At 60.4% G+C, this 13050-nt stretch carries 11 protein-coding genes; 7 read left to right on the top strand and 4 right to left on the bottom strand.

The features are described 5' to 3' along the window. Positions 1-32: 32 nt before the first annotated feature. Entirely contained in the window at positions 33-959 is a 927-nt protein-coding gene (gene pcaQ / locus BJ928_RS08845; RefSeq protein WP_047631834.1) for a pca operon transcription factor PcaQ, read from the top strand. Between the two features lie 7 nt (positions 960-966). Here the strand turns inward: pcaQ and pobA are convergent, their stop codons facing one another. Continuing rightward, on the bottom strand, positions 967-2139 hold the full coding sequence (pobA, locus tag BJ928_RS08840; RefSeq protein WP_047631835.1) for a 4-hydroxybenzoate 3-monooxygenase: 1173 nt from the start codon (positions 2137-2139) through the stop codon (positions 967-969). Positions 2140-2251: 112 nt separating this feature from the next. On the opposite strand from pobA, the gene BJ928_RS08835 reads away from it, so the two are divergent. Beyond that, the gene (locus BJ928_RS08835) at positions 2252-3139 is read left to right on the top strand and encodes a helix-turn-helix domain-containing protein (protein WP_047631836.1); all 888 of its coding nucleotides are present in this window, start codon (positions 2252-2254) and stop codon (positions 3137-3139) included. A gap of 3 nt (positions 3140-3142) precedes the next feature. Here BJ928_RS08835 and BJ928_RS08830 read toward each other — a convergent pair whose 3' ends face one another. Beyond that, positions 3143-3898 carry an IclR family transcriptional regulator C-terminal domain-containing protein gene (locus BJ928_RS08830; RefSeq protein ID WP_047631837.1) on the bottom strand — a complete coding sequence of 252 codons (756 nt, stop codon included), beginning with the start codon at positions 3896-3898 and terminating at the stop codon, positions 3143-3145. Positions 3899-4050: 152 nt separating this feature from the next. On the opposite strand from BJ928_RS08830, the gene BJ928_RS08825 reads away from it, so the two are divergent. The 5 genes from BJ928_RS08825 to BJ928_RS08805 all read left to right on the top strand — a co-directional run bounded on the left by BJ928_RS08825 (position 4051) and on the right by BJ928_RS08805 (position 10581). After that, positions 4051-4758, top strand: coding sequence for a 3-oxoacid CoA-transferase subunit A (locus BJ928_RS08825; protein ID WP_047631838.1), 708 nt, complete (start codon positions 4051-4053; stop codon positions 4756-4758). Then, entirely contained in the window at positions 4755-5444 is a 690-nt protein-coding gene (locus BJ928_RS08820) for a CoA transferase subunit B (RefSeq protein WP_047631839.1), read from the top strand. Before BJ928_RS08825 ends, BJ928_RS08820 begins: the two co-directional genes overlap by 4 nt. Before the next feature lie 114 nt (positions 5445-5558). After that, positions 5559-6764: a 3-oxoadipyl-CoA thiolase gene (gene pcaF, locus BJ928_RS08815; protein ID WP_047631840.1), complete on the top strand. Its 1206-nt coding sequence runs from the start codon at positions 5559-5561 to the stop codon at positions 6762-6764. A gap of 154 nt (positions 6765-6918) precedes the next feature. Beyond that, positions 6919-9252, top strand: coding sequence for a cation:proton antiporter (locus BJ928_RS08810; RefSeq protein WP_052227718.1), 2334 nt, complete (start codon positions 6919-6921; stop codon positions 9250-9252). Positions 9253-9387: 135 nt separating this feature from the next. After that, positions 9388-10581, top strand: coding sequence for an MFS transporter (locus tag BJ928_RS08805; protein ID WP_047631841.1), 1194 nt, complete (start codon positions 9388-9390; stop codon positions 10579-10581). A gap of 43 nt (positions 10582-10624) precedes the next feature. On the opposite strand, the gene BJ928_RS08800 is transcribed toward BJ928_RS08805, so the two are convergent. Together BJ928_RS08800 and BJ928_RS08795 are read right to left on the bottom strand one after the other, a co-directional pair. Continuing rightward, positions 10625-11011 carry an ester cyclase gene (locus BJ928_RS08800; RefSeq protein WP_047631842.1) on the bottom strand — a complete coding sequence of 129 codons (387 nt, stop codon included), beginning with the start codon at positions 11009-11011 and terminating at the stop codon, positions 10625-10627. Positions 11012-11045: 34 nt separating this feature from the next. Next, the gene (locus BJ928_RS08795; RefSeq protein ID WP_245432262.1) at positions 11046-13028 is read right to left on the bottom strand and encodes an EAL domain-containing protein; all 1983 of its coding nucleotides are present in this window, start codon (positions 13026-13028) and stop codon (positions 11046-11048) included. Between the last annotated feature and the right edge of the window lie 22 nt (positions 13029-13050).

Below are 13050 nucleotides of genomic sequence, written 5' to 3'. Positions count from 1 at the left end.
GCTCTGCGATAACTCTGTGGTTATGAATTGTTATGCTCGACGCACGCATCAAATTCCGTCATCTGCAGACCTTTGTCGAGGTTGCGCGCCAGAAAAGCGTGATCAAGGCGGCCGGCCTGCTGAATGTCAGCCAGCCGGCGGTCACCAAGACGATCCGCGAACTGGAAGATGCGCTCGGCGTCGCCGTCTTCGAACGCGACGGGCGCGGCATCCGCATCACCCGCTACGGCGAAGTCTTTCTGCGTCATGCCGGCGCGGCCCTCACGGCCCTCAGGCAGGGTCTCGATTCCGTCTCGCAGGAGCGCTCCGGCGAAGCGCCGCCGATCCGCGTCGGCGCGCTGCCGACGGTTTCGACGCGGATCATGCCGCGGGCGATGGAATTGTTTCTGAAGGAGGAGACCTGGAGCCGTATCAAGATCGTGACAGGCGAAAACGCCGTCCTTCTCGAGCAGCTTCGCGTCGGCGATCTCGATCTCGTTGTCGGGCGGCTTGCAAGCCCGGAAAACATGACCGGCTTTTCCTTCGAGCACCTCTATTCCGAGCAAGTGGTCTTCGCCGTCAGGGCGGGACATCCGTTGCTTTCCTCCCGGCAATCGCTGTTTTCGGATCTCAACCGCTACACAATACTGCTGCCGACGCGCGGTTCGATCATCCGTCCTTTCGTCGAGAGCTTTCTGATCGCCAATGGCGCCGGCGGACTGCCCAACGAGATCGAGACGGTTTCCGACTCCTTCGGCCGCGCCTTCGTGCGTGCCAGCGACGCCATCTGGATCATCTCGGCCGGCGTGGTTGCCGGCGATGTCGATGACGGATTGCTGGCATTGCTGCCGATCGACACCAGCGAGACGAAGGGACCGGTTGGATTGACCATGCGCACCGACGCCATCCCCACCCTTCCCCTGTCGATTCTGATCCAGACGATCCGGGAAGCGGCAGGCGAGGTCGCGAGGAAACTCTAAAGCCGGCTCACAACGGCAGGCCGACATAATTTTCGGCAAGCGCTGTCGAAGCCGCGCGCGAATGGGTGAGATAATCGAGCTCGGCTTCCTGGATCTTCTGGTCGAAATCGTTGGTATCGGGAAAGCGATGCATCATCGTCGTCATCCACCAGGAGAAGCGCACTGCCTTCCAGACCCTGGCAAGCGCGCGAGCGGAATAGGCTTCCAGCGCGGCATTGGAGTGATCCTGATAATGTTCGGCGAGACCCGAAAACAGGTAATGCACGTCGCTCGCTGCCAGATTAAGCCCCTTCGCGCCGGTCGGCGGCACGATATGCGCGGCATCGCCGACGAGGAAGAGACGGCCGAAGCGCATGGGTTCGGCCACGAAGGAACGCAGCGGCGCGATCGATTTTTCGAAAGATGGCGCCGTGACCAAAGCCTCAGCATGGTGGGTCGGCAGCCGGCGGCGCAACTCGTCCCAGAAGCGGTCATCACTCCAGTCCTCAACCTTCTCGTCGAGCGGACACTGGATATAATAGCGGCTGCGCGTCATCGATCGCATCGAGCATAACGCGAAGCCGCGGGGATGGTTGGCATAGATCAGCTCGTGATTGACGGGTTCCACTTCCGCCAACACGCCAAGCCAGCCGAAGGGATAGACCTTCTCGAAAGTGCGGATCGCCTTTTCCGGAGCCGATTTGCGGCTGACGCCATGAAAGCCGTCGCAGCCGGCGATGAAGTCGCAATCGATGCGATGAGAAACGCCGTCCTTCTCGTAGGTCAGATAGGGCGCATCGCCGTCGAAATCATGCGGCTGGACATTGCCCGCATCGTAGATGGTCAGAGCGCCACGCTCTTCGCGGCGTGCCATCAGGTCGCGGGTCATCTCCGTCTGGCCGTAGATAACGACCCGCTTGCCACCCGTCAGGCCGTGAAGGTCAATGCGGTGATCGCGGCCGTCGAAGGCAAGCGAGAAGCCGTCATGCGGCAAGCCTTCCGCATGCAGGCGGGCGCTCGCCTTCGCCTCGTCCAGCAAGCGGACGGTGCCTTCCTCAAGAACCCCGGCACGCACGCGGCCGAGGATATAATCCTTGCCGACGCGATCGAGGATGACATTGTCGATGCCGGCCTCCGTCAGCAACTGGCCGAGCAGCAGCCCGGACGGTCCTGAACCGATAATGGCGACTTGGGTGCGCATCTCATCCTCCCATGCGTGATCTTGTTTCAAGTCTCTTCGGCGCATGGCAAATCCGCAATGGACATTTCGGTCATGAAATTGCACAAATCGAACATGGCGAAGGAGGAGAGCCATGACGAAGACTGTGCCGACCTATGAGCTCTACGGAGAAAACACCGGCCGAAAGCCAGATTTCTGGCTGCATTGCGAGACTATTCCCTCCCGCAGCAGCCTCCATCACTGGGAAATCCGCCCACATCGGCATGAGAGCTTCTTTCAGATCTTGTACATAGACGCCGGCTCGGGCGACGCCGTCTTCGACGGAGTTCCCCATGCCATCACCCCGCCGGCCGTCATTACCGTGCCGCCGCATCTCAACCACGGCTTTCGCTTTTCGCGCGATATAGACGGTTTCGTCATCACGGTGCTGATCTCTCATCTGAAGGCCTCTCCGGGCGATCGCAGCCGGCTGGGCGCATGGCTTGCCGATCCGCACCTGACCTTGCTCGACACCCGCGGCGAAGACGCGGCTCACGTAGCCAGCACGCTAAAACGCCTGGGCGAAGAATTTGCCAGCAACCGCAACGGCCGCAACGACCTGCTCGACGCCTATCTGACCTCGGCCCTGTTGCTCACGGCACGCATTGCCCAGAAAGCCGATGAGAGTTCCACCCCGGGCGACGAGAGCGAGCGTCGGATGGAAATGCTGCAAGGCCTTATCCAGCGCCACTTCCGTTCACACAAGCCGGCCGCCTTCTATGCCGAAAGCCTTGGCATCTCACCCGCCCATCTCAGCCGTATCGTTCGCAGCCGGACGGGACATGGCGCACACGAGCTGATTACCCGCAAGCTGCTGGATGAAGCCAAGCGCGAACTGGTCTTCACCTTCGCGACCGTCCAGGAAATCAGCTACCGCCTCGGCTTCGCCGATCCCGCCTATTTCTCGCGCTTCTTCGTCAAGCAGACCAGTCAGACGCCCCGCGCCTGGCGCATCGAGGAGCGGGAGAGGCTCGGGGTGTGACGGTTAAGGCAGTACCAGCCGCAGCGCTTTCTGCGTCTCCTTCAACAGCGGCAGAAAGCGCTCCGCCATGTCCGCGGCGGCGACATAGGCGGCCGGTGCGCCGATATTGATCGCGGCAACAGTCTGTCCGCGATCGTTTTCGACCGGCACGGCAATTGAGCATAAGCCGATTTCCAGTTCCTGATCGATGACGGCATATCCCTGCTCCCTCACCAGGCGGAATTCGGCCATCAGTTCCTCCGGATCAGTCTTGGTATTCGGTGTGTTCGCCTTGAGCTCGGTCCGTTCAAGCACCGAACGCGCCTCGCCTTCCGGCAAGGCGGCAAGCAACACGCGGCCCATCGAGGCGCAGAAGGCCGGCAGGCGGCTGCCGGGTGTCAGGTTGATCGACATCACCCGACGCTGCGAGGCGCGGGCGATATAGACCACTTCCGTTCCGTCGAGCACCGAAGCCGAAGCATTCTGCCCGGCGCGCTCGGCCAGCTGATCGAGATGCGGCTGGATGATGATCGGCAGCGGCGTCGCGGCGAGATAGGCATGACCGAGCCTGAGGATCTTCGGCGTCAGCGTGAAGAACTTTCCATCATAGATGGCATAGCCGAGCTCGGAGAGCGTCAGCAGCGAGCGGCGCACGGTGGCACGGTCGAGCCCGGTCAGCTTCGATGCCTCGGCGATCGTCAGTCGCCGCTGCGTTTCGCCGAAAGCCTCGATGACTTTCAATCCCTTGGCAAAGCCGCTGACAAAATCCGTTTCGCGCATCGCAGATCCTCAGTTCGCTCTCATTTTGTGCGATATATGAACAAAAATCAAATATCGCACAAAATGATTGCCGTCCAGCCCATGCTGATCTATTCGAGGAGAAGAGGACGGGTCGTCTCAATCCGCCCGCAATGGCAAACGGGAGAATCCGTATGGACAAGACAATCGCAAGCACGGCAGCTGCCGTCTCTGATATCGGCGATGGTGCGACCGTCATGATCGGCGGTTTTGGTGGCTCCGGTGCACCGATCGAGTTGATCCACGCGCTGATCGACAAAGGCCCGAAGAACCTGACCGTCATCAACAACAATGCCGGCAATGGTCGCATCGGCATCGCCGCCATGATCGATGCGGGCATGGTCAAGAAGATGATCTGCTCCTTCCCACGCTCATCCGATCCGCGCGCCTTCACCGACCGCTATCTGGCCGGCGAAATCGAGCTTGAACTGGTACCGCAGGGGACACTGGCCGAACGCATCCGCGCTGGTGGCGCCGGCATTCCGGCCTTCTACACGCCAACGGCCTATGGCACCGAACTTGCCAACGGCAAGGTCATCGCGGAATTCGACGGCCGCCACTATGTTCAGGAACGCTGGCTCAAGGCCGATTTCGCCATCGTCAAGGCTCAAGTCGGCGATGTGCAGGGCAATCTCATCTACAACAAGGCCGGTCGCAACTTTAATCCGCTGATGTGCATGGCCGCGGCCAGGACGATCGCGCAGGTCTCGAGGATCGTCGCGGCAGGCGAGCTCGATCCCGAGCATATCGTCACCCCCGGAATCTTCGTCAACGGCGTCGTGGAAGTCGCCGATCCCCAGCAGGAAGAAAACCTCATTCGAGCCGGAGTGGCATACGCATGACCATCGACACACGCGAAGACATCAAGCTCTCCAACGCCCAGATCGCCTGGCGCGCGGCTCAGGATATCCAGGATGGCGCCTATGTGAATCTTGGCATCGGCTTTCCGGAAATGGTCGCCCGCTATCAGCCTCCGGGCCGCCAGGCGATCTTCCACACCGAAAACGGCATCCTGAATTTCGGCGAGCCGCCGGCGGAAGGCGAGGAAGATTGGGACCTGATCAATGCCGGCAAGAAGGCCGTCACGCTGAAGCCGGGCGCCTCCTTCTTCCACCACGCCGATAGCTTCGCCATGGTGCGCGGCGGTCATCTGGATGTCGCGATCCTCGGCGCCTATCAGGTGGCGCAGAATGGCGATCTCGCCAACTGGCGTGTCGGTTCCAAGGGCGTGCCCGCCGTCGGCGGGGCCATGGACCTGGTGCACGGTGCCAAGCAGGTTTTCGTCATCACCGAACATGTGACCAAGGACGGCAAGCCGAAACTGGTGGAGGCCTGTACCTTTCCGCTGACCGGCGTCGGCTGCATCACCCGAATTTATACGAGCCATGCGGTCATCGACATCGCCAAGCAAGGTTTCGTCGTTCGCGAAAAACTCGTCGGCATGACAATGGACGAGCTGCAAGCAATGACCGGTGCTCCGCTCCATACCGACGGTCCCGTTGCCGAACTCGTCGTGCCGACGCTCTAAAGTGTGTCGCGATCTTCCAGATTTGCCCGATATGCTTTAAGCTTATAATATTTCGCAGGTCGCTATCGCAAAACTGCCGCAGATTTTTGCGCGACATGCATGAGGGAGAAAACCATGACCGACGCTTTCATCTGTGACTACATCCGCACCCCGATCGGCCGCTTTGGCGGATCGCTCTCCTCCGTCCGCGCCGACGACCTCGGCGCTGTGCCGCTGAAGGCACTGATCGAGCGCAACGGCTCGGTCGATTGGGAAGCGATCGACGATGTGATCTATGGCTGCGCCAACCAGGCAGGCGAGGACAATCGCAACGTCGCGCGCATGGCAAGCCTGCTTGCCGGCCTGCCTATTGCAGTGCCGGGCACGACGATCAACCGGCTCTGCGGCTCGGGCATGGATGCCGTCATCGCCGCAGCTCGTGCCATCCGCGCCGGCGAGGCCGATATCATGATCGCCGGCGGCGTCGAGAGCATGTCGCGGGCCCCCTTCGTCATTCCCAAGGCCGACAGTGCTTTTTCGCGCAATGCCGAAATCTACGACACCACCATCGGCTGGCGCTTCATCAACCCCGTCATGAAGAAGCAATACGGCGTCGATTCCATGCCGGAGACCGGCGAGAACGTCGCTGAAGACTATAAGGTCAGCCGCGAGGACCAGGACGCCTTTGCCGTTCGTTCGCAGGCAAAGGCAGCAGCCGCGCAGGAAAACGGCCGGCTCGCCAAGGAAATCACCTCGGTCACGATCCCTCAGCGCAAGGGCGACCCGGTTGTCGTCGGCAAGGACGAGCATCCGCGCGCAACGTCGATGGAAGCGCTTGCCAAGCTCGGCACTCCCTTCAAGAAGGAAGGCGGCACGGTAACGGCCGGCAATGCCTCCGGCGTCAATGACGGCGCTGCCGCGCTCATCATCGCCTCCGAAGCAGCAGCCAAAAGATACGGCCTGACGCCGATCGCCCGCATCCTTGGCGGCGCTGCCGCAGGTGTCCCTCCACGCATCATGGGCATCGGCCCGGTTCCGGCCTCGCGCAAGCTCATGGCCCGGCTCGGCATGCGCCAGGAACAGTTCGACGTCATCGAACTCAACGAGGCCTTTGCCTCGCAGGGGCTTGCCGTGCTGCGCGAGCTCGGCATTGCCGATGACGACGCCCGCGTGAACCGCAATGGCGGCGCGATCGCGCTTGGCCACCCTCTCGGCATGTCGGGCGCCCGCATCACCGGTACCGCCGCGCTCGAGCTGAAGGAAACCGGCGGCCGCTACTCGCTGTCGACCATGTGCATCGGCGTCGGCCAGGGTATTGCCATCGCGCTGGAGCGCGTCTGATCGTTTCGAGCTATCATGGCCCGCCACCCATGCGGTGGCGGGCCATTTTTGCCTCAAACTCTATCCCGAGAACCAAATAAGGCGGCAACGACCCATCTGATCGGGAACGGCGGACGCTCTGGCGCGTTTTCCTGCTACTCAGTGGGATCGATCCATGCCGTCACGCCAGAATTTTATAAGATCATTTCCATCAAACGCCCTTATCATTGTCATTGCCATCATCCTGTCCTCGTCGATTGCATCGTCCGCCTTCGCGGCTGAAGGGCAGAAAGCCAGCCATCCCTCCGAAGGGCTGTTCCTGATCCAGATCGTTCTGCTCGTCGTGTCGGGCAGGCTGCTCGGCGAATTCATGGTGCGCATCGGCCAGCCGTCGATCATGGGTCAGATCATTGCCGGCATCATGCTCGGCCCCTCCTTGTTCGGCCTGGCGTTTCCGCAGGCGCAGGCAAGCCTTTTCCCTTCCAACGAGGCGCAGAGGAGCATGGCCGATGCGGTCGGTCAGCTCGGCATCCTCTTTCTCCTGCTGCTCGCGGGCATGGAAACCGATCTGGGTCTAGCAAGACGGCTGCGCAAATCCGCCGCCGGCGTGTCGCTGGCGGGCATCGTCATCCCATTTGCGGCCGGCTTCGCCCTCGGCGAGTTCATACCGAGCGCCTTGCTTCCAGATCCTGAGAAGCGGCTGGTCACGTCCCTCTTTCTCGGCACCGCGCTCTCCATCTCATCGGTCAAGATCGTCGCCTCCGTCGTCCGCGAGATGGACTTCATGCGGCGAAACATCGGCCAGCTGATCGTTGCCTCCGCCATCATCGACGATACCGTGGGCTGGGTCATCATCGCCATAACCTTCGGCCTGGCCGAAAAAGGGACCGTAGATCTTGCGACGTTGTCGACAAGCGTCATCGGCACGCTCGCCTTCATGGCCGTCAGCTTCACCGTCGGCCGCCGGATCGTCTTCGAGATCATCCGCTGGACCAACGACAATTTCCGTAGCGACCTGCCAGTGCTCAGTGCCATCATCGCGATCATGGGCACGATGGCGATCATCACCAATCTCATCGGCGTCCATACCGTGCTCGGCGCTTTCGTAGCGGGCATTCTTGTCGGCGAATCGCCGATCCTGACGCGCCAGATCGATGTGCAGCTTCGTGCGCTGACAACGGCGTTGTTCATGCCCGTCTTCTTCGGGCTCACCGGCCTGCAAACCGATCTGACCGTGCTTGTCGATCCCTCGATATTGTTGCTGACGGCTGCCGTCGTCGTCATAGCGAGCATCGGCAAATTCGGCGGAGCTTTCGCCGCCGCCAAGATCAGCGGCTATACAAGATCGGAGGCTCTGGCGCTCGGCTGCGGCATGAACGCCAGAGGTTCGACCGAGGTTATCGTGGCGACCATAGGCCTGTCCGTCGGCGTGCTGGACGAGAAGCTTTTCTCCGTCATCGTCGCCATGGCCGTCATCACCACGATGGCGATGCCGCCGACGCTTCGCTGGGCGCTCGCCCGCCTGCCGTTGCGCGAGGAGGAACGCGACCGTCTCGAGCGCGAGGAGTTCGAAAACGAAAGCTTTCTCGGAAATTTCGAACGCATCCTGTTGACCGTCGACGCCTCGCGCAGCAGCCGCCTTGCGACCTGGATCGCCGCCTTCTTCGCCGTGACGCGAAAGATGCCGGTTACCGTTCTCGACGTGCGGGAACAGCAAAGTGCAGAGAAGGAACCCGCGACGGCAAGCCCCACCGCCCAACCTTCGCAACCGCCGGTCAAAACTATCGCTCAGGATCTACGCCAATGCGCAACGGATCTGCTGTCGTCGGCTTCGCCCGATGCCGACTTCGCCAGCGAAAGCGACATCCACATCACCGTGCGGGAGAGAAACGGCGAACTCGAAACCGTGCTCGGCGACATATCGAGCACCGGTCACGATCTCCTCTTTGCCGGGGTCGAACCATCCATGGGCGATGACGGTCGTTTCAGCGAAAATCTGCAAATCATCACATCCGCCTTCAAGGGCACCTCCGCCATCGTGACAGCACGCGGCCCGCTTCCAGATCGCCCTCAGGATCTGAGGATCTTGCTGCCCGTCAGCGGCACGGAGCGCTCCATCCGGGCCGCCGAATTCGGGCTCGCCATCGCCAAGGCGGCCGGAGCCCATTGTGCGCTGCTGCTGATCGTGGAGCCCCGGCAAGTCAGAGCTATTCCGCGTATCAGCGATCGCGGCAACGACCATCTCGATATTCTCAAAAAGGTTAGCGCAATCGCCGACTATTATGGCGTCGAAGTCGAAAAGGTGGTGCAGCAGGGGCCGTCACCGGAACTGTCGATCCTGCGCCATGCACGCGGCGGCAAATATAACCTGATCGTGCTCGGCGTCAGCAAGCGGGCGAGCGGCAGCCTCTCTTACGGCAGCGTGGCCGACACGCTGCTGCAGGCGGCCGACAGATCCTGCATTTTCATCGAGACCGACCTCGCCGCCTCCCAGGCAATTCGTGAATAGGCAGGTCTGTCAGAACTGGATCAGCCACGAGATGGATCAACGGAATCAATAAAGGCATCAATGCTATTCATTTCTCCAATGCCGATCACTAAGCCATACTTACCAACAGTCAGTATGATTTGACCGAGCGCCCCGATGTCAGAACTTGCCCTTTCGCGTGACCATGAAGAAGCCGATACGCGGGAGGGATGGAAAGTCGTGGCCGCCACGCATGTGCTGACGGCCGTGACGTTCGGAGGCGCCTATTCCTTCTCCGCCACCCTACCGGGGCTCGCTGCAGAGTTCAGCGCCTCTCGCGGCGAGATCGCCCTCGTCTTCTCCATTTCCGCATTCCTCTTCTATTCCCTTGGCGCGATTGCCGGGCCGCTCGCCGATAGATGGTCGCCACGCAACCTGAATCTTCTGGGGCTCGCGGCCATGATCCTTGGCTACATCGGTGCCAGTCGGGCCGGATCACTCTTGTCGCTTTATATCTGGTACGGCTTCGGCGTCGGGTTCGGGATCGGGCTGTCTTACGTGCCGGCCCTTGGCGCTGTGCAATCCTGGTTTGTTCGCAAGCGAAGCCTGGCGTCAGGTATCGCCACGGCCGGGATCGGCCTTGGCACGCTGATCCTGCCTTTTGCCGTTGGGCAAGCCCTGCCATCGATCGGCTGGCGGGGATGCTTCATCGCACTTGCATGCATCGTCGCGGGCTTTGGATTGCCCGCCGCAATGCTCATGCGGAAAAGGCGCGACAATAACCAGATATCCTCGAACAGCGGTGCAAATGCTTCCGTAATATGGCGGGACAGCCGGTTCTATCTTTTCTATCTCGTGCTCATTCTGTCGTCGTTTTGCACCTTTATCCCTTATGTCCATATCGTTGCTGCTGCCCAGGACCTCGGTCTTTCCATTCAGGACGGAACCACTCTTGTCGGCCTTATCGGCGTCGGCAACGTCATCGGCCGGTTTTTCCTGGCTGGCCTTGGCGATCGCCTTGGGCGCCGCCGGCTGCTGGCATCACTGACATTCGCCGTCGCCGCCTCCTTTGCTCTGTGGGCAACGGCATCGGGCATGGTCCAGCTGGCATTGTTCGCACTGACATTCGGTATGAGCTATGGCGGCTGTGTCGGCCTTTATCCCGCCGTCGCAGCCGATCTGTTCGGCACGCGCAATATCGGTGCTGTTATCGGCTATCTCTATACGGCGGTGGGTATTGCAGCCTTGATCGGCCCCACGGGCGCAGGCTTCATTTTCGACCACACCGGCAGCTATTTTGGCCCGATAGTCGCAAGCGGCCTGGCCGCGCTCCTGGCAGGCTTCTTGGCACTGCGTCTTGGACCCAAATAGCGCAGATTGTCGACCGCCAATTCTAAAGCAGAGATGCTGTCACCTACAGCTGGGCTGCGATCGCCGCCTTGTCGACGACGGACCAGACATTGCGAATTCGCCTGTCCAGAAACTCGTAGAAGACGTTCTCAGTAAACCACACCTTCCTGCCGTTCACCGCCATGCCGAACAACATTCCCGTCGGCGTGCAATCAAAATGCAGGCGACTTGCCACATGCGGCGGTCCGCAGATCAGCAAAGCGATATTGAAATGGAGATCGGGAATGGCGCGAAAATCGCCTTCGAGCATGTCTCGATAGCCTGACAGCCCAACATAGCCGCCATTGTAGTGCACGTCCTCGTGGACGAAGTTAGCGAGATTCGGCCAGTCCTGCGCGTTCAGGCAGGCAATATAGCCTCGATAAATCTCGACAAGATGGACGTCTGCCATTCTCATCGCCCTCGGCCTGGTGACGGTCAGTTCTTCAGGCTGACGCCTGCAGACGGCGGCGCCCCTGATGCATCATGGCAATCGGATGCTTGAGGGGCGGTGCCGGACGGCCGATATGGTACCCCTGAACGGCGTCGATGCCAAAGGACTTGACGAGGTCGAGCTGCTCTTCGTCCTCCACGCCCTCGACCAGGATGCGGTGCCCGCGATTGCGCACCAACCCGATGATATCCTCCAGAAGGACCTTCGCGCCATCGCTGTTTGCGGCATCATGTAGGAATGATTTATCGATCTTGACGGTTTCGAATTCCATCAGGCGGAGCCATGACAGACCGGCAAAGCCTGTGCCGAAATCGTCCAGCCAGAATTTGATGCCGAGCTTCTTCAGATCCTGAATGCTGTCGAGAACATCGGGGCGTATCTCCATGTCGACACCCTCGGTGATCTCGAATGCGATCCTGTGGCCGGAAACGCCGGTTTCCGCCAGAATGGTGGCCACCTGCGCGGCGAAACCAGGTGCACGCAGCTGGATCGGGGAGACATTGATGCTGACCGTATCGACGATATCGCGGGTCAGCAGGTCGCAGCATGCTCTTCTGATCGCCCAATAGCCGAGCTCCATAATGGCGCCTGTACGCTCCGCGATCGGGATAAAGACTGCCGGTGAAGCATTCGACCCATCCAGCAATTGCAGACGCATCAGCGCCTCATAGGCGCCGATCTCTCCTGTCTGGAGATATAGGATCGGTTGATAGACCAGCGAGACGAGGTTTTGCTGGATGGCAATCTTCAGAATGGCAGCTATGTTTTCACTCGCATCGCCGCCAGGCAATTCGTTCGGATCGAAGATCCTTGCGCAGTTGCGGCCGCTGGCCTTTGCGGAATAGAGAGCGCGGTCAGCTTCGTTGATCACGTTCTCCAACTTTGCGCCGGCGACATCTCTCGTAACGGTCGCTCCGACGCTCACCGTCACATGACGGAAACCGTCGAGACGTTGCGCGTGGACGATATCGAGAGCCTCAATCCCCTGACAAATAGCTTCCGCCAGGGCCAGCGCATCCGAGCTGCATTCCAGATCGAGGATGACGATGAACTCCTCGCCGCCGTAACGTCCGACAGTCGCCCCGAGAGGAGCGACGATGTTCGACAGGGCATTGGCGACCGTGACAAGGCAGTGGTCGCCCTCCTGATGACCGTAATAGTCATTATACTTCTTGAAGAAGTCGACATCGACCAGCAGGATGGCGAATGGTGCCCCCTGATCACGCCAGCGGTCCCAGAACTGCTTCAGCCTTATATCGGCAGCGCGTCTATTCTCCATGCCGGTGAGGGAATCCGTAATAGACAGCCGCAAAAGCGCCTCGCCGCGCTCCGTCGCCTGGCGCTGCTGCAATTCCGCTTCCCTGGCATTGAGGAAGACGTTGAAACGTTCCTTGTTCAGTTTCCAGTTCACATAGGACGTAAACACGAAGCAGCAGAGATAAAAGGTCGCAAAAGCCAGGCAATAGGCAGGACTGTAATGAAACTCCGCGAGCGACAGCAGGAACGAAGCAAGGATCAGGCCCGACGAGACGATCGCCAGGCCGAATTCGAGACTGAAGAATAGGTTAACGCCCATCATAAAGATGGCGCCGAAGGCAGCATAATAGGAGAATGCCTCGGCATTGGCAGTCTGCAATGCCGGAACCAGCCATACCACGTATCCGAGAACCACGGCTGTGGCGCAGGTCGCCTCAAGCTCGCCGGCGCGGCGTTGCCGCGTAAACTGGATTTCCAGGATCAGCAGCGAAAGACCGCCGATCAGAAAGCGCGCAGGGATCGTTATCTGCGAGACGTCGGGAATGAAGATCAGATCGGTGATCAGAAAGAGAACATAGACCGGCACGGCAAGCCACAGACCGCTGCGTGCCAAGGCACGCCGCGCATCGTTGCTATAGGCTTTGTAGAGCACGCGCAGATCGTCGGGGCGCTTCGTCCTGCGAGCTTCGCTCCGGCCAAGATCGCTTCTCCCCGACATTCGACGCATACCCATCATCACC

The sequence above is a fragment of the Rhizobium sp. WW_1 genome (genome assembly GCF_003610155.1).
Taxonomy (GTDB): domain Bacteria; phylum Pseudomonadota; class Alphaproteobacteria; order Rhizobiales; family Rhizobiaceae; genus Rhizobium; species Rhizobium tropici_A.
Note: the sequence above shows the minus strand (reverse complement) of the source record. Positions and strands in the feature narration are given on the sequence as shown.

Coding starts and splice junctions, on each gene's coding strand:
- pcaQ (WP_047631834.1), top strand. CDS start 33: ATGCTCGACGCACGCATCAAATTCCGTCATCTGCAGACCTTTGTCGAG.
- pobA (WP_047631835.1), bottom strand. CDS start 2,139: ATGCGCACCCAAGTCGCCATTATCGGTTCAGGACCGTCCGGGCTGCTG.
- BJ928_RS08835 (WP_047631836.1), top strand. CDS start 2,252: ATGACGAAGACTGTGCCGACCTATGAGCTCTACGGAGAAAACACCGGC.
- BJ928_RS08830 (WP_047631837.1), bottom strand. CDS start 3,898: ATGCGCGAAACGGATTTTGTCAGCGGCTTTGCCAAGGGATTGAAAGTC.
- BJ928_RS08825 (WP_047631838.1), top strand. CDS start 4,051: ATGGACAAGACAATCGCAAGCACGGCAGCTGCCGTCTCTGATATCGGC.
- BJ928_RS08820 (WP_047631839.1), top strand. CDS start 4,755: ATGACCATCGACACACGCGAAGACATCAAGCTCTCCAACGCCCAGATC.
- pcaF (WP_047631840.1), top strand. CDS start 5,559: ATGACCGACGCTTTCATCTGTGACTACATCCGCACCCCGATCGGCCGC.
- BJ928_RS08810 (WP_052227718.1), top strand. CDS start 6,919: ATGCCGTCACGCCAGAATTTTATAAGATCATTTCCATCAAACGCCCTT.
- BJ928_RS08805 (WP_047631841.1), top strand. CDS start 9,388: ATGTCAGAACTTGCCCTTTCGCGTGACCATGAAGAAGCCGATACGCGG.
- BJ928_RS08800 (WP_047631842.1), bottom strand. CDS start 11,011: ATGGCAGACGTCCATCTTGTCGAGATTTATCGAGGCTATATTGCCTGC.
- BJ928_RS08795 (WP_245432262.1), bottom strand. CDS start 13,028: ATGTCGGGGAGAAGCGATCTTGGCCGGAGCGAAGCTCGCAGGACGAAG.